Origin of the sequence: Streptomyces sp. NPDC087845 (genome assembly GCF_044742755.1) — a bacterium.
GTDB lineage: Bacteria > Actinomycetota > Actinomycetes > Streptomycetales > Streptomycetaceae > Streptomyces.
Genome location: NZ_JBIUVC010000016.1, coordinates 24,323 through 44,269, shown reverse-complemented (window position 1 = coordinate 44,269; position 19,947 = coordinate 24,323). Strand labels below are relative to the sequence as shown.

General features: G+C 68.4%; 16 protein-coding genes and 1 pseudogene. 13 read left to right on the top strand and 4 right to left on the bottom strand.

What is annotated here, in order from left to right; genetic code table 11:
- Positions 1-837: 837 nt before the first annotated feature.
- A complete protein-coding gene (locus tag ACIOMQ_RS32065) occupies positions 838-1,866 on the bottom strand; it encodes a helix-turn-helix domain-containing protein (protein ID WP_401758335.1) in 1,029 nt (342 codons plus the stop codon).
- A 401-nt stretch (positions 1,867-2,267) separates the two neighbouring features.
- On the opposite strand from ACIOMQ_RS32065, the pseudogene ACIOMQ_RS32060 reads away from it, so the two are divergent.
- Positions 2,268-2,971: pseudogene (locus ACIOMQ_RS32060) on the top strand (ATP-binding cassette domain-containing protein).
- On the opposite strand, the gene ACIOMQ_RS32055 reads toward ACIOMQ_RS32060, so the two are convergent.
- Positions 2,961-3,638, bottom strand: coding sequence for a GAP family protein (locus tag ACIOMQ_RS32055; RefSeq protein ID WP_401270306.1), 678 nt, complete (start codon positions 3,636-3,638; stop codon positions 2,961-2,963). The pseudogene ACIOMQ_RS32060 and the gene ACIOMQ_RS32055 overlap by 11 nt on opposite strands.
- A 775-nt stretch (positions 3,639-4,413) precedes the next feature.
- Here ACIOMQ_RS32055 and ACIOMQ_RS32050 point away from each other — a divergent pair.
- The 7 genes from ACIOMQ_RS32050 to ACIOMQ_RS32020 all read left to right on the top strand — a co-directional run bounded on the left by ACIOMQ_RS32050 (position 4,414) and on the right by ACIOMQ_RS32020 (position 9,702).
- Positions 4,414-5,004: a hypothetical protein gene (locus ACIOMQ_RS32050; RefSeq protein ID WP_401758338.1), complete on the top strand. Its 591-nt coding sequence runs from the start codon at positions 4,414-4,416 to the stop codon at positions 5,002-5,004.
- Positions 5,005-5,315: 311 nt separating this feature from the next.
- The gene (locus ACIOMQ_RS32045) at positions 5,316-6,635 is read left to right on the top strand and encodes a Dyp-type peroxidase (protein WP_362207041.1); all 1,320 of its coding nucleotides are present in this window, start codon (positions 5,316-5,318) and stop codon (positions 6,633-6,635) included.
- A 55-nt stretch (positions 6,636-6,690) separates the two neighbouring features.
- The gene (locus ACIOMQ_RS32040; RefSeq protein WP_362207039.1) at positions 6,691-7,815 is read left to right on the top strand and encodes a catalase family protein; all 1,125 of its coding nucleotides are present in this window, start codon (positions 6,691-6,693) and stop codon (positions 7,813-7,815) included.
- A 276-nt stretch (positions 7,816-8,091) separates the two neighbouring features.
- Positions 8,092-8,331 (top strand): hypothetical protein, encoded by a 240-nt coding sequence (locus ACIOMQ_RS32035; RefSeq protein WP_402191496.1) that lies wholly within the window; start codon positions 8,092-8,094, stop codon positions 8,329-8,331.
- The gene (locus ACIOMQ_RS32030) at positions 8,328-8,495 is read left to right on the top strand and encodes a hypothetical protein (RefSeq protein ID WP_401758386.1); all 168 of its coding nucleotides are present in this window, start codon (positions 8,328-8,330) and stop codon (positions 8,493-8,495) included. The genes ACIOMQ_RS32035 and ACIOMQ_RS32030 overlap by 4 nt, the downstream gene beginning before the upstream one ends.
- 21 nt (positions 8,496-8,516) lie before the next feature.
- Positions 8,517-8,756, top strand: a complete 240-nt coding sequence (locus ACIOMQ_RS32025) for a transposase (protein WP_401758341.1) — start codon at positions 8,517-8,519, stop codon at positions 8,754-8,756.
- A gap of 130 nt (positions 8,757-8,886) precedes the next feature.
- Positions 8,887-9,702: an IS3 family transposase gene (locus tag ACIOMQ_RS32020; RefSeq protein ID WP_401758344.1), complete on the top strand. Its 816-nt coding sequence runs from the start codon at positions 8,887-8,889 to the stop codon at positions 9,700-9,702.
- 594 nt (positions 9,703-10,296) lie between these two features.
- Here the strand turns inward: ACIOMQ_RS32020 and ACIOMQ_RS32015 are convergent.
- Together ACIOMQ_RS32015 and ACIOMQ_RS32010 are read right to left on the bottom strand one after the other, a co-directional pair.
- Positions 10,297-11,157, bottom strand: a complete 861-nt coding sequence (locus tag ACIOMQ_RS32015) for an alkaline phosphatase family protein (protein ID WP_401758346.1) — start codon at positions 11,155-11,157, stop codon at positions 10,297-10,299.
- A 44-nt stretch (positions 11,158-11,201) separates the two neighbouring features.
- Positions 11,202-13,238 (bottom strand): alpha-galactosidase, encoded by a 2,037-nt coding sequence (locus tag ACIOMQ_RS32010; RefSeq protein WP_402191401.1) that lies wholly within the window; start codon positions 13,236-13,238, stop codon positions 11,202-11,204.
- Between the two features lie 237 nt (positions 13,239-13,475).
- Here ACIOMQ_RS32010 and ACIOMQ_RS32005 point away from each other — a divergent pair, with 237 nt between their 5' ends.
- From ACIOMQ_RS32005 to ACIOMQ_RS31985, 5 genes are all read left to right on the top strand, one after another.
- Positions 13,476-14,633, top strand: a complete 1,158-nt coding sequence (locus ACIOMQ_RS32005; RefSeq protein ID WP_402191398.1) for an ROK family protein — start codon at positions 13,476-13,478, stop codon at positions 14,631-14,633.
- A 141-nt stretch (positions 14,634-14,774) separates the two neighbouring features.
- The gene (locus ACIOMQ_RS32000) at positions 14,775-16,049 is read left to right on the top strand and encodes an ABC transporter substrate-binding protein (RefSeq protein ID WP_402191395.1); all 1,275 of its coding nucleotides are present in this window, start codon (positions 14,775-14,777) and stop codon (positions 16,047-16,049) included.
- On the top strand, positions 16,046-17,038 hold the full coding sequence (locus ACIOMQ_RS31995) for a sugar ABC transporter permease (protein WP_362211386.1): 993 nt from the start codon (positions 16,046-16,048) through the stop codon (positions 17,036-17,038). The genes ACIOMQ_RS32000 and ACIOMQ_RS31995 overlap by 4 nt, the downstream gene beginning before the upstream one ends.
- Positions 17,039-17,043: 5 nt before the next feature.
- The gene (locus tag ACIOMQ_RS31990) at positions 17,044-17,889 is read left to right on the top strand and encodes a carbohydrate ABC transporter permease (RefSeq protein WP_401270330.1); all 846 of its coding nucleotides are present in this window, start codon (positions 17,044-17,046) and stop codon (positions 17,887-17,889) included.
- Positions 17,890-17,982: 93 nt separating this feature from the next.
- Positions 17,983-19,944, top strand: coding sequence for a glycoside hydrolase family 5 protein (locus tag ACIOMQ_RS31985; protein WP_401989130.1), 1,962 nt, complete (start codon positions 17,983-17,985; stop codon positions 19,942-19,944).
- Positions 19,945-19,947: the final 3 nt, after the last annotated feature.

The window sequence follows — 19,947 nt, the reverse complement described above, 5'->3', positions numbered from 1 at the left end:
CCGGCCTCCCTCAAGCTCCTCCCGTGACGCCGATACCTCTGGATCCGTGCGGGCTCCGATCCGCCGCCGGGGAACGGGCCCGGCAGCTCATGAGCGAGGTGCGGGTTGGACCACGCGTCGGTCGTGGCTCGCCAGGATGCGAGGTTGCGGGCAAAAGGGCTCCAGTGGCCGGATTGGCCAGCGGGTCCCGGACACAGCACGGGCTCCGCACTCCGTCTCCGGGAGCCACTGCAGCCGCGGCATCTCCCCGGCGAGCGACTCCTCGCCGGGTTGAGGTCGCCGCGGCAGTGAACGTCCGGCAGAGCGACCCTGGTTGAAGGCGGCCGGCTCGCCCGCGCCCTGCGCGCCATCGAGGTCCCGCTGTCCGGTCGCCGACGTTGACAGCCACCGGACCACCGCGGGCAGCGGATTCACCGGCGGCCTCGCCGTCGCCCTGTCCCTCCGCGACAACTCGGGCTTCCGGCCCGGGTCTGAACGCGTATTCGTTCAGCCGCGGCGCCGGTCTCGGCTTCTCGGTGCCGTACACAGTCGAGACCGCCGCCGCGCGCGCCGCCCCGACGCCCTTCCTCAAGTACATCGCCGCCGTGATCGCCGGTGTCGTCATCATGGCCGCCGCCATCGCGATGTCGTTCCTCATCCCCAAGCCGCCGAGAGGCGATTGGGACTCGGTCAGGTGCCTGTCGGCGTGGGTGCGCGTGCCGCCGCTCCGGTGGATGTCTCCAGTCCGGTTCACGGGTCCGCCGGCGGTGAAGCAGGAACCCGCCAGGAGTTGGCGGCCACCCTCGCAGGGGGCCACCAACAGATGAAAGGTCATCGGCTCTCAGGCCGAAGATGCGGTCAAAGCCAGCCCGTACGTGCAGCGTGCCATCCGAGTTGCAGGCGCGACTCCACTCCGGCAAGGTCCATCAGACGGCGTATCCGCCGCTCCACGGTGCGTATGGAGAGACCGAGTTGGGATGCCGCCCGCCGATCGGAGATCCCTGCCAGCAGCAGGGCTAGGACCTCCAGTTCTTCCTCGGTCGGCCGCTGATCGACTGCCGGCTCCTCGCGCACGCCCGTGACAGTGGTGTACATCGGTCGTGCCTGGGCCCATTCCCTCTCGAAGAGATGGACCAGGGCCGTCAGCAGGCCGCTGCGGTGCACCACGATTGCGCTCGGCTCACCGCCGGAGTCCGCCATGTCCAGTGGCACCATGGCGCGCTCCCGGTCCGACACAACCATCTTCAGCGGCAGCGAATCGACCATGCGAAGCTCGAGGCCTGCCATGACGGCCGCCCGCACGTCCCGCACGACGTCGTGACCGTCGAGATAGTTCTTGGCAGCCACGACCCGGAAGTCAACCCCGCGGTCCAGCGCGGAACTCTCCGACGTGTCGGTATCCTCGCGCGGCACCGCGATCGGCGCGCCGACGAGGAAGACAAGCAACTCCCGCTGGGCGCCGCACTGCAATTGGTGGAATCGGTGTGCGACCTGCTCCACACCGACGACCAGCTCCACGACACCGCCCGTAGTGTGTGCGGCGGTACTGCGGTACTGCTCGGTCAGCATCGAGAACGCGGTCTCGGCCTGGTGCAGCGCGTTGCGCTGCTCGACGAGGAGCGGGGCCAGGGCCACCGAGGGCGGTGTGAGCCGGTAGTAAGCAGGCTGAAGACCGGCCTCGCAATCGGCCGAGTCGGGTGCCCTACCCCCGGCCTCGGTGGCGACGGCCACCAGGCCGCGCGCCGCCAGGTCGAGCAGGATGCGCACGCTCTCGGCCTTCGCGAGTCCGGTCTGCCGGGCGAGGTCCTGCGCGGAGGCTGTCGGGCGGGCCAGCAGTGCCGTGTAGATGGCCTCTTCGTCCCGGCCCAATCCCAGCGCCTGCAGCATCCGGCTCCTCCTCGGGCGGCCAACGTGTCCGGCCCTGGCGCAGGTCGCGTGCACCGAGCGGATTCTCCTCAGCCGAACCCTATCCCTCTATCAGGTTGGCGCCATCGCTGACTGCCCGGTCGGTTTCCCGGCCAGGATGCCGGTCACTCGGGCTCCAGCCCGCTCGAAAGTCGACGTGCGCGAGGTCCTGATGGCGCTCCTCGCCAGCGAACCCCACCTGGCACCGACCGCCCCGGACTCATACTTATCACCGACAAGGCGGGCCGGCTCCCCCGCCGAGGTCGCGACGTCCCCCGGAACTTCTCCAGCACCCTGATCGGCGTCGCCGGCCCCGCCAAGAGCTTCCAGGTCCGCACCGGCAGACCGTCATCGCGAGCATCGTTCACTGCTCGAACAGCCCGTTGCGGCGCACCTCCCCCGCGGCTGTCACTGTCACCGCACATGGGTCCGGCCATCACGGACGGCTCGCTCCTGCAGACCTGGGACGCGCACTTCCTCAAGGACGCCACCAATCCGGCAGCGGCAAGACCACGACGGTTCGGATGCTCGTCGGCCTGGAGCGCCCCGACGGCGGCACCATCCGCATCGGTGGACGTGACCGCTCGGCGCCCGCCCGGGGCAGAGCCGAGCGACTCGCCCGCGCACCCGAGATCCAGATGGTCTTCCAGGCTCCGTACCTGTCCCTCGATCCGCGGGTGACCGTGGGCCGGTGCGTCGAGGAGGTCCTGCGCCTCCACTTCCCGATGGAGACGACGGCCCGGCAGGAGCACGTCGCCGAACTCCTCGAACAGTTCGGGCTCGGCGAACGGGAGGCGGCCGCCCTGCCCGGCAAGCTGTCCGGCGGCCAACGCCAGCGCGTAGCGATCGCCCGCGCGCCGGCCGCCGAACCGCGCGTCCTCGTCCCCGACGAGGCCGTGGCGGCTTTGGACGTGTCCATTCGGGCGCAGGTGCTCGAACTCCTGGGCGCCATCCGGCGCGAGGTCGGCATCGGCTTCCTGACGCGCCTCACCACCCCTGCACACACCTGCTGCTCAGCTCCGTCCCCCGACGCGGCGTCTGTGATCGGACCACACCGCGACGCGTGAGTAAGCCTGTCAAGAGGTGAGGATGGAGATGCCGTCTCCGAGCAGTTTCAGCCCGAGAACGAAGAACAGGACAGCCATCACGGCGACATTGTGCTGAGCTGCCCAGTCTTTCCAATTGCCGAGCGTGGTTTTCGCTCGCTCTCCTCCGAGTAGGAAGACTCCCAGTGGGGCCAGCAGGCCGAGGGTGGCGATCAGGACGAAGATGGCCAGCGACGCGATCTGCTGCCCGACCGGCAGTCCGGCCGAGCCAATGGAGGCGGCAGCGGCGATGGTCAGCGGGGCGTTCTTGGCGTTGAGTGCGGCCAGGGCCAGTCCGAGTCCGAAGACCTTGACCGGCGTGAGGCGGTCGATCGCACCCATCCACTTCGGCAGCTGGGCCTGTGAGGGATCCTTTGGGCGCCGGTGCCATTGCCGGGCGCCGAAGAGGACGAGGAGCACGCCCAGAGCGAGCTTGAAGGCTCCCACCCAGGTGGCCGGTTGATTGTGGGCGGAGGCACCTGCGGGGGAAGCGACTGCCAGCATTGCCGCGCCCAGTGCCGAGAGTCCCAGGATCCAGCCGACGGTGAAGAGGGGTCCGTTGAGACGTCCCCGAGGCGTGGCGAGTATGAGGATGATCGCGATGATCGGGAGCGGGCTCATCGTGACGGCGGCCGCAAAACCCAGCACGTCACCGAGAACTGCGCCCATGGTTGCCTCCAGGTGGGGATCAGGGTGACTGTCCAGTTGAGCAACGTTTGGTGGGTGCCCGACGGCCTGCGCGGGCAGCCGTGGGACTGTCGTGAACGTGCCCAGGGTCCGCAGACGGACCCTGGGCCGTGGGTCGCGCCCTCTCCGGAAGCGGCCGTTCTGAACAGCAGATTTCTCGGCGGTCAGCACCTGTCCGGCACCTTTCCCAGACGTTTCAGAGTGCTGAGCACCTCGTCGCTCAAACCCGTCTATGGTGCAGCGGGGACGGCGTCCGGGTGGAGCGACGGGTTGTTGCGCGGTCGGCTGTGCCGTTGTCTTTCACGGCCACGCGGAAGCGGCTGCCCGAGAACGTGACGACGACGTACTCGGCACGCCTCAATTCCATCTTCCTGCGCCTTTCCGGATCTGTCCTCGGGAGCTCCGCAGGACGCGGGAACCCAGGCCTTGGCCTGCTGGCCACCCGCATTGCCACCTTCCCGGAACTGGAGGGCAAGTCGGCTCCCGAGGCAGCTTTCTTGCTCAGCATCGTGACGTACGCCCCTACGGCCTATCGGGCACGGACCACAGCCGGTCATGGTGAGGGGAGTCGTGAAGTGATCAGGCTGGATCCCGCTGTGGCGGAGCTTCTCCGGAATCCGCCCCGGGTGATCACATGCTCCATGGCCGGGGGTGCGAGGCGGTGCGTGTTGAGTAAGGATTACGGGTGAGGGCGATGGCGCCTCATGTCCGAGCGCTTGGCGGCCCTCGGACTGATCCGTGGCAGGAGAATTTCACGATGACTGCGACGACAGGTGCAGCCCAATCAGCTCAGCCCGAGCGCCCGGGCAGGTCGGATGGCGTCTGTAGCGAGTTCACCGTCTTTACCAAGATCAAGCCGGGCCATGCAGATGCGTTGCGTGAGGATCTCGTCGCGCTCGCCGACGCGGCAGCCAACGAGAACGTCCATGCGGCGGTGCGCCAGATCGGCACCCTGCATGACGCACGGCACGTGATCTTCGACAACGACACCCGGTTTATGTTCGCCAGTGTCTTCGACGGCTCCTGGGACACGTACATCGACGACTTCGCCCAGACAGTAGTCGGGGCCCGCTTCGACAAGGTCTTCTCGCACAGCGAAGGGTTCCCCGGCGTCACTGACCCAGGGGTGAAGGACTGGTTCGTCGCCCAGCAGGAGCCCGCGGGGGTCTTCGTCAGCGCCTATCCCGATCTGACCGTTCAGCAGATCTATAAGGACCAGCGTGTGGACGACGCGTTCCAAGCAGTGCTGGACACCCCCGAATTCCGGGCGGCGCTGGACAACCCGGCCAACGCGGAGTTGCTGGCCACGCCGGCCTTCCAGAAGCTGATGGAGGAAGCCGCGGCCTAAGGGCTGTCCCGTAATCCCTGGCAGGCGTGCGACGACAGCTACGGCACCTCGCCGCGTTTGGGGAACGCCCGAGTAGATCCAGTATTCGGGCTACCCTCCGCCTTGCGGTGCACCACATCCGACGCCGCACACTGATCCACCAGGGATTACGGGACAGCCCTCAGAACCCGGACACAACCAGCCCTCAGAGCCGGCCCAACATCAGTGGGCCGCATCGGGCGCGGGTCGGCCACTGCGGGTCTGTCCAGGCAGAGGCCGATATGGAGGCACAGGCGGTCATGAACACGGCGGCAAGTAGGAGCGCAGCCAGCGTGCGCGTAGAGATCGACGACGTCCAAAGCGGGGCACTGCGTCCACGGCCCGTGCCGTACGAGGGAAAGTTCATGTTCCTGCGCGTCGATGACCGCCACGCCGGGCGCGCCCTGCTGCGGCGGCTGCTCCCGGTGACCGCGAGTGGTCTGCCCAGCGTGGACCCGAGCCAGGACGCCTGGGTAGCTGTAGCGTTCACCTACCAGGGACTGGAGGCCCTGGGGGTACCTCAGGTGTCTCTGGACAGCTTTCCGCGGGCGTTTCGTGAGGGCATGGCCGCCCGGGCGGAGCTGATCGGTGACGTGGGCGAGAGCGCCCCGGCCCACTGGGAGGCACCGTTTGGAACGGGTGACGTTCATATCGCGTTGAGCGCCCTGTCTTCCGATACGGCGCAGCTGGGCAAGGAGCTGGAACGGGCCCGCGTCGCGTACCAGGACACGCCCGGTGTCCAGGTGATCTGGCAGCAGGACGTCCACCAGCTCCCGACCGGGCGCACCACCTTCGGATTCCGCGACGGCATCAGCCATCCCAACATCGAGGGCGTCGGGCTGCCCGGTTCCAACCCGCTGGAAGTCCCCATCAAGGCCGGTGAGTTCATCCTGGGCTACCCCGACGAAACCGGCAGCCTGCCGCCCATGCCCAGCCCCGATGTGCTGGGGCGCAACGGGACCTACGTGGCCGTTCGCAAGATCCACACCAACGTGGCGGCCTGGCGCCGGTACCTGCGCGTGAACAGCTCCAGCGCCGAGGAAGAGGCACTCCTGGCGGCGAAGATGGTCGGGCGCTGGCCCAGCGGGGCGCCGCTGGCACTGACGCCGGAGCATGATGACCCGGAGCTGGCGGCCGATCCGCACCGCATCAACAACTTCCTGTACCGGGAGAACGACGACCGGGGGTTCCGGTGCCCCGCCGGTGCGCACATCCGGCGCACCAACCCCCGCGACTCCACCATCATCGGCGACGCACGGATGCACCGCCTCATCCGCCGCGGCACCACCTACGGCCCGCCGCTGCCCGAGGGCGTGCTGGAGGACGACGGCGCCGACCGGGGCCTGGTCGGCGTCTTCATGGGAGCCCATCTGGAACGCCAGTTCGAATTCATCAAGGCTGAATGGGTCAACGACGGCAACTTCATCGGCTATCCCGGCGAGAAGGACCCGGTAGCCGGGCACCACGATGGAACCGGCAGCGTCACCATCCCGGAGAAACCGGTCCGGCGACGCCTGCGGAACCTGCCCAGCTTCGTGGTCACCCGCGGCGGCGAGTACTGCTTCCTGCCGGGCCTGCGTGCCCTGCACTGGCTCGCCGAACTGGAGGACTGAGGGCAATTCCTGCCCCCTGAGGCCCCACCACGGTCTTCGAGAAGAGGTCGAAGTCATGGCAACACAGTTCGTCCCCTACACGCCGGACGTCGAAGACGACGACCCGTACTTCGACCAGAACCTGCACACGGTGATCGAAAAGACCGAGAGCTACATCACCGAGTCAGTTAAGGCCGGTGGCACCGGACGGGCCCTCCGCGACGCCCATGCCAAGGGCTACGGGCTGGTCCGCGGGGAAGTAGAGATCCTGGACGGGCTGCCCCCCGAATACGCCCAAGGAATCTACGCGACTCCGGGAACCCACGATACGCTTATCCGCTTCTCCAACGGCTCGCCTCACGCCGGAGCCGACGCACGGCTGGGCGCCGCCACCGGACTGGCGCTGAAGATCTTCAACATCCCCGGCCCGACCCTGCTGGAAGACGAACCGGACACGGGCACCTTCGACTACGCCAACATCAACGGACCGATCTTCTTCTGCAACACGGTCGAGCACTACCTGTTCATCCAGGAATTGTTCCTGAACGCGCCAGCCTACTTCTCCCAGGGCCGACCCGGCGCACATCGTTTCTTCACCGATTTCGTGACCGGAAAGGGAACGCTGGACCAGGACAACTGGGCGTGGGACGAGTTCCTGGCCTTCCTGCGCCTGTCAAAGACCCCTCCGGCAAACCTGCTGCTGTCGAGCTACTGGACGATGGGCGCGGTCCGGCACGGGGACTACATCGCCAAGGTGCGCATCACCCCCGACCCGCTCTCCGCCGCCGCGGTGGTCCGGCGCGCCATCGACCCGGCCTCCGCGCAGGAGGTCTTCCGACCGGCCCTGCAGGCCGAGCTGCAGGAGCGGCCCTACACCTTCGACATCCAAGTTCAGCTCTGCACCGACCTGGAACGGATGCCGGTGGAGGACACCACCGTGGAGTGGCCCGAGCAGCTCTCGCCGTCCGTCACCGTGGCCAAGCTGCGGTTGCCGCAGCAGGACATCTCCGGCCCGGAAAACCTGGAGAGGATGGACTCACTGTCCTTCACGCCCTGGCGGGTCACCGCCGAGCACGCGCCCCTGGGCAACATCATGCGGGCCCGCAAGGAGGTCTACCGGCGATCCTCCATCGAGCGTCACAAGCTCAACCAGCAGCCGCGCACAGAGCCGCGCAGCGCCGACGAGGTGCTTGGCGCCTGACCCGGCCCGCCACCGCGACAATGCGTCAGCCAAGGCGGCCGGCCCTCACGGCCCGCTGCCGTCACCGGCCTGGCACGCGTCAAGGAGAAGGCCAGTCAGGGCTTGCCGGGAAACAAGCTGTCGCTTCCGGGATCGCGCCTCGTTGTTGTGGTACGGGGATTCCGGCGGGGCCCGATCCGATGCTGACGGCGAAGTTCCGGGCGTTGTTCCCGCACTTGGACGAGCGCCAGCGTCGGCTGGCCATAGGGGCAGAGGTACGGTCGCTGGGACCTGCTCGTGATCCCGCCCGAGACCGAGCCCGCCGCCGCGGTCCGTCTCGTGGCCGCGGCGGCGATCCCCGGAAGCGTTCTCACCGCCGACATGCTGATGGCCAACGAAACCGCTATCAGCAGCGGCATACGGGACGCCCGAAACCGCGAGGACACCTGGGATACCGAAGGCGGAGCATGCATGTCGTCCTTCGGGCACCCCATCGGGCGACAGGCCCTCCCCGCACCCGGGAACACACGGCAGTGAGAAGCAAGGCGACCCTCATCCTCATCGCGGCGGTGATCGTCACGACCGCCGTCGGAATGCACCTGATACACCTTCTCAACGCACAGCACGACGCCCGCATCGCCGCCTGTCACTTCAGCGACGCCCTGTCCGGTGTCCCTCCCCTCGTAGCGTGGAGTCCGTGATTGCAGGGGAAGTTGGGATTCATGGGGTCCAAGCAACGGACGTACACGCCTGAGTTTCGTGAGGGTGCTGTACGTATCGTGATCGAGACGGGCAGGTCGGTCCCGGAGGTCGCCGAGGAGCTCGGCGTGCACTCCGGCACGCTGCACAGCTGGGTGTCGCGGTGGCGGCGCAACGGGTCGGCGTCGTCCGACCGGCCGGGCGAGCCGGTACCGGGTGAACGAGAAGAACAAGCGGATACGCGAGCTGGAGATGGAGCGTGATGTCCTCAAGCGATGCATGGTCCTCTGGGTAAAGTGACCGAGACGGAACCGGCCGCCCTGGCCGCGTTCATCGGTAACCAGAGGACCGAACACCATGTGCCACACCGTCTGACCTGTCGAGTTCTGGAAAGTGTCGGAGTCCTGGTTCTACAAGTGGCGCAACAAGCCCATCACGGCCCGCGAGATCCGGCACGGACAGCTGGCCGAGGTGATCCGGCAGATCTTCGAGGGCTCCGGCGGTACCTACGGCTCGCCGAAGATCTGGCTCCTCCTGGTCCGAGAGAGCTGGTGCGTCTCGGTGAACACCGACGCCCGCCTGATGGCCGAACTCGGCCTGGCCGGACGGAAGATCCGCCGACGGCGCGGGCTGACCAGGCCCGGCAAGCGGCCCGCGGCCCCGGACTTCGTCCGCCGTGACTTCACCGCCGATGCTCCGGACCAGGTGTGGTGCGGCGACATGACCGAGATCCCCACCGGTGACGGCAAGCTCTACCTGGCCACCGTCATCGACCTGTTCTCGCGTCGGCTGCTCGGCTACGCGATGGGCGCACGTCATGACACCGAACTGGTCGTGGCGTCCTTGAACATGGCCGCGGCCACCCGAGATGGTGACGTGAAGGGCGTGATTTTTCACAGCGACCGCGGCAGCGAGTACGCGTCCCGGCGCTTTCGCCGGGCCTGTCGCCGCTTGGGCGTGACGCAGTCCATGGGCCGCGTCGGGTCGTGTTTCGACAATGCCGTCAGCGAGGCGTTCAACAGCGTGCTCAAGGTCGAGTACGTCCACCGCCACACGTTCGCCACCCGCACCGAGACCCGGCTGCGGATCGCGACCTGGATCACCGGCTTCTACAACACACACCGACTACACAGCGTGTGTGGGTATCGGAGTCCGATCGACTACTACCACGATCACCGGGCCAACCCCGCCTTGGAGCTGGCCGCTTAGAAGATCTCCACGGTTCGAGGGGATTGACAGCGAGGTAACTCCCGGAAGGGAATCGAAACGACATTCACAGAAGGTGGCACAACCGTACGTGTCACCTGGACTTCGAAGGCGAGGCGGATCACTGAGAGTGGTCGCGTCACAGAAGTTGAGCCAGAACCACTGATACTCGCCACCTCGACGGGGCCTGACCTGCCCGGCAAGTCGCCTGACACTCCATCAGAACGAGCGTCAAATGAGCGTCCCGAGCGTTATCTCAGCGTCAAGGTATCGCCCGTAACGCCTACGCCGCACATAATGCGCACGCACGAAACCGCAGGTCAGGCGCCCTTTGTGACCGGTTCAAGGATCGCCACGCACTCCACCTGATGCGTCATCGAAATCACGTCGTCGGAAGCAACGTCCAGAGAACCAGCAGGTCAGGCGTGGTCTTGCGCTCCCAAGGAGCGGCTTCCACCGTCGAAGCGTGCCGCACCGGGGCAGGGTGCGCTCCCAGTCGGCGCCGGGGTGCCAGGAGCCCGCGGCGTCGCCCCGTGGGACATCCTTGTGGTCGGCTGCCGCGCCCGGGGGTCGCCGGCCGGCAGTTTCCGGCCGACGTCAGGCGATCTGCGGTGTGAGGGAGTGGAAGGGCTGTCCGTCGAGCGTCCAGTGCGGGTCGGGCGTGATGCCCAGGGCTACGTAGACGTGGGCGGCGACATCGGCGTGGCGGAGGCTGTCCGGTGCGGTGGAGGGGGTGATGCCGGGGCTGTTCGCGGCGATCCAGGCGGTGCGCTCCAGTGTGCTGCGCCCGCCGTGGCCGCCTTCGTCGCGGTGGCCGTGGTCGGTCACCGCGATGACGGTCCACTCCTCGGAACGGGCGTCGGGACGTTCGCGAACGGCGGTAAGGAGCTGTCCGAGTCGTCGGTCGGCGGTCTCGATCGCGCTCCGGTACTCGGGGCCGCAACCGAGGTAGTGGGCGGTCTCGTCGACGGCGCCGAGGTAGACGAAGGAGGCGTCCAGGTCTTCGCCGGAGCTGAGAACCCTTACGGCTTCGTCGGTCACGCTCTGGTCGCACTCCTCCCATGCCTGCGGAGTGTCCTCGCGCGGGGCGATGTAGGCGAGCCTGCTCGGGGCCGCGAAGACCGGGCCTCCCTGCCTCGCCAGGAACAGGGGTTCCCAACCGCCGACCGCGAAGGTCCGCTTCCCGTGCTCGGCGGCCAGCCGGGTGGTGAAGTCGGGGAACACCCCGAGCCGGTTTCCGGTGAAGTTGTTGCCCCAGACTCCGTGCTTGGCCGCGCCGACACCGGTGACGATCGTGGTCCAGCAGGGGCCCGACATGGTCGGTGTGTCGTCGTCGATGTGGACGGGCGCGAGGAAGCCGGCATTCGCGAGTTCGTCGAGGTTGGGGGTGTCCAGCAGGGGCAACTGATCGAGGCGGACGCCGTCGATGCCGACGACCAGGACGCGGGGTGTGGGCATGTTCTCGGTTCCTTCGTGAGTCGGGTGCAGAAGGCGGCGGGGGGTCAGACGGTCCGGCGCAGCCGGATCAGGCGGCTGGCGTAGTCGCCGGCGGGCAGCCGCAGGTCGATGCCCCGCCGGGTCAGGACGGCGCCGCTGTAGGCGATGCCCTCGTCGATGTCGAGGTAGCGGGCCGCGGGGTCCAGGGCCGGCAGGGCGAGCCCGGGAGGCTGGTGGCCGAAGCGGGTTGCGGGGCGCCAGGCAAGGACGGCGTGTTCGGTGTCGTCCTGGGACGCGTAGTGCACGGCTGTCACTCCGTCGAGGCCGTGGAGGCGGTGCCGGCGGCCGTGCTGGACCAGGGGGCGGATCTGCTTGTAGCGGATGACGAGTGCGGTGGCCTCGTCGAGCTCCTCCTCGGACCAGGCGGTGAGGTCTGCGCCGAGGCCGAGCGCTCCGGCCATGGCGACGTGGAAGCGGAACCGGAGAGGGGTGGTGCGGCCGGTCGTGACGTTGGGGCTGTCGGTCACCCAGGCAGCCATGGCCTGGGCGGGGAAGAGCTGGCTGAAGCCGTGCTGGATGCCGATCCGGTCGACGGGATCGGTGTTGTCGGAAGTCCAGGCCTGGTCGGTGCGGGCGAGGATGCCGAGGTCGATCCGTCCACCGCCGCCCGCGCAGGCCTCGATGCGGAGGCCGGGGTGGTCGGCGCGGAGGCGGTCCATGATCCGGTAGACGGCACGGGTGTGATCGATCCACAGCCGGTCGGGGTCCGGGTGGCCGGCCCATCCGGCTTCGGTGACGACCCGGTTGACGTCCCACTTGAACCAGTCGACGTCGTGGTCGCGCACCAGCTGGTCCAGGGTCCGGTGGGCCCAGTCCTCGACGTCGGGGCGGGCGAAGTTCAGCATGAGCTGGTTGCGCAGCTCGGTGGCGTCCCGAGTCTCCGCGTGGATGACCCAGTCGGGATGGGCACGGTAGAGGTCGCTGTCTCGGTTGACCATTTCCGGCTCCACCCACAGTCCGAAGGCCATGCCCAGGCGGTGCACCTCGTCGGCCAGTGGGCGCAGCCCGTCGGGGAACGCCTCGGGCCGGGGTGTCCAGTCGCCGAGGCCCGCCCGGTCGCCGGTACGGCCGCCGAACCATCCGTCGTCGAGGACAAAGAGTTCGGCGCCCAGACGCGCGGCCAGCCGGGCCAGGTGCAGCTGGCCCGGTTGGTCGACGTCGAAGCCGGTGGCTTCCCACGAGTTGTAGACGACGGGCCGGTCCTGATCGGGGGCGGGCAGGACGTTGGTGCGGATGTGGGTGTGCCAGGCGCGGCTGGCGGCGCCGAAGCCGCCCAGGGTGTAGAGGCCGGCGAAGACGGGGGTGCGCAGGCTCTGGCCGGGCTGAATGGTCCAGCTGAGTCCTTCGTGGCCGAAGCCGCCGGTCCAGGTGGTCCGGCCGACCGGGTCGCGGTGCACGGTGATGCGCCAGCTTCCGCTCCAGGCCAGGGCGGTGCTCCAGACCTCGCCGTGTTCCTCGTCGGCGGTGCCGTCGTCGAGGGCGAGCCAGGGGCTGGCTTGGTGGCTGGTGACGCCGCGGCGGCTGGTGAGCACGGTCTCGGCGACCGGGAGACGGTCGCGGTGCAGCTGGAACTCGCTGTTCCAGCCGCCCACGAGGTGGCTGAGCCGGTAGTCGGGCAGTGCCGGTACCGTCCAGGAGGCCGAGTCCAGCCGGTCGACGTTGATCGGGCCCGAGTCGTCGGCTCCGGTGTGGGTGAGTTCCGCCCAGCGCTCGATGACGTCACTGCCGGGGCGGACGCGGTAGCACAGTTCTGCGGCCAACGGGTAGCGGCGGTCGGCCAGATGGAGGCGAAGTTCCCCGTCCCGGACCGTGTGCCCGGTGAAGGACCACTGGGCACCGCGGGTACCGTCGGCGAACCGCGCTTGGACGCCGGCCGGCCCGAACCGCGCACCGGTCTGCGGGGCCAATTCGTCCGGGGTGGGGTCTGCCTCGAAGCTGCTCGCGGCAGGTGAGGTGGCCGCGGGCAGTCCACCGAGGGCGTCGGTGTCGAGCGATTCCCCCCAGTGCAGATGCCGGGGGCTGCCGTCTGCGCCGACGCGCACGGCGTAGACGCTGTTCGGGGTCCGCAGGACCGCCAGCCCGCGGGCGGGGTCGAAGGAAACGGATGAGGGCGTGGGAGGCACAGGAGGTCCCGAGGGGTGTCGAGCGTCGGTGAGAACCGGGCGGCCGGCCATGGGGAACAACGGTGTATGCGCCCGGAGTTGGGCCAGAGCGTAGGACTGCCCGAACAAGAAAATCAATACTGGACGAAGTTATTTATTTGCCGGTAGGTTGCCGCCGTGTTTCCAAACCACTCGCAGCCACTGGTCACCGCACCGGCCGAAACCGCCATCCTCGCCCTGCTGTTGGCCGAGAGCCCGCTCAGCCGGGTGGAGCTGGCCCGTCGGACGGGCCTGTCATCGACCGCTGTGACCAAGGCCGCGCGACCACTCATCGACGACGGCTACCTGCACGAGCTCCCCCCGGAGCGCACCGCTCCAGGGGCCGGACGTCCCGTGAACCCGCTGGCCGTCACTCCCGACCGGGAGTTCGTCGTCGGGGTGAAGATCAGTGCCGACACCCTCTTCGGCGCGGTCTGCGACCTGCGGGCCCAAATGCGCACCACCGCCAGCCGGCCGTTGGGCGACCGCGACCCGGCCGCCGTGTGCGGGCTACTGGCCGACCTCGTCGCCGAACTTCTCGACGTGAACCCCGAGTACCGGGCCCGCACCCGGCACCTGGGCATCGCGGTCTCCGGCGACGTGGACCGCACCTGCGGGCGTGTCCGCTACTCCGTGCTCCCCAGCTGGCGCGACGTGCCGCTGGCCGACACCCTCGCCGCGGCGACCGGCCTGACCGTCACCGTGGAGAACGACGTCAAGGCCATCACCACTGCCGAGCACTGGTTCGGCGAGGGCATCGGCACCGAGTACTTCGCGCTGGTCACCATCGGAGCCGGGATCGGTTCCGGGATCGTCATCAACGGTGAGCTGGTCGCCGGCGCGTACGGCGTCGCCGGAGAGATGGGGCACATCAGCATCGACCCGGCCGGGCCACGGTGCCACTGCGGCCAGGTCGGCTGCGTCGAGGCCATCGCCTCCAGCGACGCCGTCCTCGCCGCCATCCGCTGCGCCACCGACACCCCGGACCTGGACTTCGACGGCGCCGTTCAGCTCGCCCATGGTGGAGACCCCGCCGCGCAGGGCGCTTTCGCGAAGGCGGGCCACGCCATAGGCGTCGGCATAGCCACGCTGGTGAACCTCGTAGGTCCCGAGCGCGTCGTCGTCACCGGCGAGGGGCTCGACACCTACGACCTCTTCGGAATGCACATCAGGGACGCCTACGCCGAGCACTGCTTCAAAGCAGCGGCGAAATGCCCGCTGACCCTGCGTCCGCTCCCCTGGGAGGAGTGGGCCCGCGGCGCCGCCGTCGTCGGCATCCAGGCCCTCTTCCCCTGAGCGGGCGTCACCACCCCGATCACCGGCCCAAGCTTCCGGTGCAACCGATGTCCATCACCGTCTGCCAACTGTGAATGCCGGACACCGGCTGCACCGGACAACAACACGTACACCCAACCCTCTCAACCTGAAGGACGCGAAGTGAGCGCACGGAATGCCCAGCTTAGCCGCAGAGGATTCCTCAGCGGATCCATTCTGTTCGTCGCCGGAGCGGCGGTCGGCTGCAGTACCGACCCGGCCGGCGGGTCCTCCTCCGGGGCGAAGACCACCCTGAACGTCTGGTCCCACGCCTACGGCGAGGCCGGCACCCAGCAGGCCCTCACCCGTTATGCCGCTGCGTTCACCAAGGCCAACCCGGACATCGCGGTCAAGGTCACCTGGACCCCGGGCGACTACACCAGCAAGCTCAACGCGACCCTGCTCACCGACTCCGCCCCGGACGTCTTCGAGATAGGCGACTTCAGCGAGAGCCTCGCCCGGCGCGGCCAGATAGCCGAGCTGGACGACATCTACGGCAGCGCCAAGTCCGACTTCAACCCGGGCGCCCGCGAGATGGTGACCGTCGACGGCAAGCTCTACGGCGTCAAGACGCTCGACGACGTCATGATGCTCTACTTCCGCAAGAGCGTGCTGTCCAAGGCCGGCATCACCCCGCCCGACAGCTTCGACGCGCTCGTCGCCGCGGCCAAGGCCCTGACCTCCAAGAAGACCAAGGGTCTGTTCGTCGGCCAGGACGGCCTGGGCGACAGCGCCATCCTGGCCGTTTTCTCCAACGGCGGCGACCTCGTCACCGACGACGGCAAGGCGGCCTTCGGCTCCCCACAGGCCGCCGAGGCCGTGGCCGGGCTCAAGCGCCTGCACGACGACCGGTCCCTGCTGCTCGGTTTCACCACCGACTGGTGGGATCCCGCCGCCCTCACCCAGAACGTCGTCCCGATGCAGTGGGGCGGCCTCTGGTCGATGCCCGCCATCAAGACCGCGCTCGGCGACGACTTCGGCATCCTGCCCTGGCCCGCCTTCAAGGCCGGCGGCAAGCCTGTGGTGCGCGTCGGTGGCTGGAGCACCTGCGTCAACGCCAAGGGCAAGAATGTGGACGCGGCCAAGAAGTTCGTCCAGTGGCTCTGGATCCAGCAGACCGACCTCCAGAAGGACTGGTCGCAGAGCTACGGCCTCCACATCCCGCCCCGCACGTCCGTCGCCGCCTCCGCCGACAAGCTCACCCAGGGGCCCGCCAAGGAGACCGTCGAGCTGGCCGCCACGTACGGCAGGAACAACCCCAGCACCTGGAACAGCGCCGTGAGCTCCCTGTTCACCGCGGCTGCGGCGAAGGTCGTCAGCGGGCAGGGCGATGCGGCCCGGCTCCTGGCCGACGCGGCCAAGAAGGCCCAGGGCGAGATCGACAAGCAGCGCGCATGATGAAGTCCGCACCTCCGCCCACGCTTCACCACGAGCGTGTCGGGTGCCCCGCGGCCGAGCCGCGGGGCACCGCCCCCATCCGCCGTTCCCGCCCGGACCGGCGTGCCTGGGGAGCGTTCGCGCTGCTCGCCGGGCCCCTGCTGATCGGCCTGGGCGTCTTCAAGTACGTCGCCATCGGCTGGAGCTTTCTGCTCAGCCTCAGTGAGGCCCGCGGCACCATCGCCCTGGGTCACTGGGTCGGCCTGGACAACTACCAGGCGCTGCTCTCCGATGCGGTGTTCCGCAAGTCGCTCGTCCAGATCCTGCTGTTCACGGTGTTCATCGTGCCGGTGACGTTCGCCGCCTCGCTGGGACTGGCGCTGCTGGTGCACCGGATCCGGCGCGGCCGGGCCGTGCTGCGCACCGCCTTCCTGATCCCGGCCGCCGTCTCCTACGTCGCAGCCTCCCTGCTGTGGAAGATGTGCCTGTTCAACGGGCTGCCGGGCGGCATCGCCAACATGATCGGCGGATGGTTCGGCATGGATGCCGTCCCGTGGCTGCAGACCACCTCGCCGCCGCTGTACTGGGTCGTCCTCGTCACCCTCCGCCTCTGGCTCCAGGTCGGCTTCTACATGGTGCTCTTCCTGGCCGGGCTCCAGGGCATCCCCAAGGAGATGTACGAGGCCGCCGCCCTCGACGGCGCCACCGGCCTGCGCCTGTTGCGCAGGATCACCCTGCCGATGCTGCGCAACACCTCGGTGGCCGTCCTGATGCTGCAGTTCATCGCCGCCTTCCAGGCCTTCGACGAGTTCTACAACCTGTTCAACAGCGGTCTGTCCGGGGCATTCGCGGCCCCGATCCGAACCCCTCTCGGCTATCTCTACGACACCGCGATGGGCTCCCAGAACTACGGCCTCGGGTCGGCCGGAGCCTTCGTGCTCACCGCCCTCATCGTCGTTGTGACCCTGCTCCAGGGCCGGCTCACCGGCTTCGGCAAGGGCGAGGAGTGAGCAACATGCCAACCACCCGACAACTGCCGCAGGTACTGCGCCGGTCCGTGCGCGGCGTGCTGGCCGGCCTGCTGACGGCAGTGTTCCTGACGCCCTTCTATCTGATGCTGCGCAACGCGCTGATGGACACACAGGACCTGACGTCACCGCACTGGACCTGGTGGCCGTCGACCATGCACTGGGAGAACTTCACCTCGCTCTTCAGCGACCCCACCCTGCACATGGGCCAGGCCCTCGGAAACTCGTTGCTGATCGCCGCGATCACCGCCCCGGTGTCGACACTCCTCGCCTCGGCCGCCGGGTACGCCCTCGCGCGGATCCCGATACCCGGCCGCGGCGTCATGCTCGCCCTGGTGGTGGCCACGCTGATGATCCCCGGCTCGGTGACGTTCGTCCCCACCTTCGTCGTCGTAGGCTCCATGGGCGGGGTCAATACTCTGTGGGGAATCATCGCCCCCGGGCTGTTCAACCCCTTCGCGGTCCTGCTCTTCCGCAACTTCTACCTCCAGTTCCCCAGCGAGATCGAGGAGGCCGGACGCCTGGACGGGCTCGGCTGGCTCGGCCTCTACCGCCGGATCGCGTTGCCGTCGTCCGGAGCGATGCTCGCCTCGCTCGGCGCGCTCGCCTTCATCGACAGTTGGAACGCCTTCCTGTGGCCGCTGGTCATCGGTCAGGACCCGTCCGCGTGGACGGCCCAGATCGCCCTGTCGACGTTCCTCACCTCACAGACCATCAACCTGCCCGGACTGTTCGCCGGCGCCGTCGTGACCATCGCACCACTGGTGGCCATGTTCCTGGTCGCCCAGCGCTACATCGTCGAAGGCATCGCCACCAGCGGACTCAAGGGCTGAGCCGCTCCTGACTCCGGACCGCCGGTCCGGGCCGCACCACCTGAAGATCCAACCCCCACACCCACCCCCACCCCACCCTTGGAGGGGACCATTATGAGATCCGACAGGTCGGCACCCGCCGTCAGGAAATTCTTCTCCCGAATCCTGCCTGTCACGGCAGCCGCGGTCACCCTCGTTCTCGCGGGAACCTCCGGCTCCGTCGCAGCGGCCCCCAGCACCACCACCGTCACCACCACTCCGATGACCGGGCCTCAGTTGGCAGCCTCCTGGACGGGACCGCTGAGTACCCGCGGGCGGTACATCGTCGACGCCGGCGGCAACCGCTTCAAACTGAAGGCCGGCAACTGGGCCGGCGCCCAGGGCACCTGGGAAGGCAGTGGCGACGTCAACGACCCCGCGAACCACCAGGCGGACCAGATGTCGCACAACATCCCGTTGGGCCTGGACCGCGCGCCGATCACGCAGATCATGGCCGACTTCCACGAGCTCGGGCTGAACAGCATCCGCCTGCCGTTCGCCAACGCGATGATGCGCGACACCGCGGTCGTACCGGACTCCGCGGTCGCGGCCAACCCGCAGCTGAAGGGCAAGACCCCACTGCAGGTGTACGACGCGGTGGTCGCGGCCCTGACCGCCGACGGGTTCGCGGTCATCCTCAACAACCACACCACCTCCTACCGCTTCTGCTGCGGCCTGGACGGCAATGAGCGCTGGAACAGCGGCCAGTCCGCCGAGCAATGGCAGCAGGACTGGCTCTTCCTGGTCAACCGCTACAAGGCGAACAAGCGTGTCGTCGGCGCCGACCTGCGCAACGAGATCCGCCGCGACACCTGGGACGACCCCAACTGGGGCTGGGGTGACGACCACGACACGTACGCGGCCTTCGAGCAGGCGGGCACCCGCATCCTGCAAGCCGACCCCGACATGCTGATCGTCATGGAGGGCATCAACTGGTACGGCATCCCGCTGGACGGGCTGAACTACGGCAGGCCGATGCTGACGCCGGTCCGTGAACTCTCCAACACCCTGATCACCTCGGGGAAGCTGGTCTACGCCGCGCACTTCTACGGCTACACCGGGCCGAACTACACGGGTGCCGACAGCGGACCGGGCCACACCAACGACTGGCCGTACGAGAACTTCCCGCTCGACAAGCTGAAGCAACTGGTACACGACGAGGCCCTGTTCGTCACCCAGTCCGGCCAGCACTTCACTGCCCCCGTCTGGATCAGCGAGTTCGGTGCCGCCGGCCGAGGATCGGACGACACCAAGGAGAAGACCTGGTTCACCAACTTCACCGACATCCTGGTCGAGAACGACACCGACTTCGCCATCTGGCCGCTGGTCGGGTGGACCGGCGCCAACGGCGCGCCGCAGGACAACTGGGCCCTGATCTCCTACGACGCCGCCGGCAAACGGCAGAGCCTCAGCGACCCCGGTGACTGGCGGTCCGCCGACTGGAACAAGCTGATCAACGCCTCTGGCGTCACCGGTCCGGTCGCGCAGGTCGACCACTGGAACATGCTCGACCTCGACTTCCGGGACCACAACGTCTCCTCCCGCATGCTCGCCCAGGGCGACTGGAGCCCCGGCTACCGCAAGGGCAACTGCCCCGACAGCCAGCGCCTGACCGGCCTCGGCCGCAGCGACAAGCGCGGCCTGTGCACCGACGCGAACCAGCCCGCCAAGGGAGCCGGTGACTGGGTGGCCGTCCATGACGAGCGCTACGTCACCCACGGCGACTGGGCCTCGGGCTACAACAAACTCCAGTGCCCCGACAACACCTTCGCCGTCGGCTACAGCGTCAACGGCAACTCCATGGCCGGCCTGCTCTGCGCGCCGTCCGCCGCGCCTCTGCCGCTGAACGGCCGCAACGTCTGGTTCGACCAGGGCAACAACCGCCCGGCCACCGGCGGCTCGGTCGAAAGCGACTGGGCTCCCGGCTACTACAAGGGTCAGTGCGCCGACAACGAATACGTCGCCGGCGTCGCCTTCACCTGGAAGTGGAACCACGGCGGAGTCCCCGACGCACTGCTCTGCCGTCCGCTGAGCTGACCC

Bases quoted from the DNA above. Each gene is read 5' to 3' on its own strand.
- ACIOMQ_RS31990 (WP_401270330.1), top strand. From the start codon at position 17,044: ATGCCAACCACCCGACAACTGCCGCAGGTACTGCGCCGGTCCGTGCGC.
- ACIOMQ_RS32055 (WP_401270306.1), bottom strand. From the start codon at position 3,638: ATGGGCGCAGTTCTCGGTGACGTGCTGGGTTTTGCGGCCGCCGTCACG.
- ACIOMQ_RS32040 (WP_362207039.1), top strand. From the start codon at position 6,691: ATGGCAACACAGTTCGTCCCCTACACGCCGGACGTCGAAGACGACGAC.
- ACIOMQ_RS32015 (WP_401758346.1), bottom strand. From the start codon at position 11,157: ATGCCCACACCCCGCGTCCTGGTCGTCGGCATCGACGGCGTCCGCCTC.
- ACIOMQ_RS32050 (WP_401758338.1), top strand. From the start codon at position 4,414: ATGACTGCGACGACAGGTGCAGCCCAATCAGCTCAGCCCGAGCGCCCG.
- ACIOMQ_RS31985 (WP_401989130.1), top strand. From the start codon at position 17,983: ATGAGATCCGACAGGTCGGCACCCGCCGTCAGGAAATTCTTCTCCCGA.
- ACIOMQ_RS31995 (WP_362211386.1), top strand. From the start codon at position 16,046: ATGATGAAGTCCGCACCTCCGCCCACGCTTCACCACGAGCGTGTCGGG.
- ACIOMQ_RS32065 (WP_401758335.1), bottom strand. From the start codon at position 1,866: ATGCTGCAGGCGCTGGGATTGGGCCGGGACGAAGAGGCCATCTACACG.
- ACIOMQ_RS32025 (WP_401758341.1), top strand. From the start codon at position 8,517: ATGGGGTCCAAGCAACGGACGTACACGCCTGAGTTTCGTGAGGGTGCT.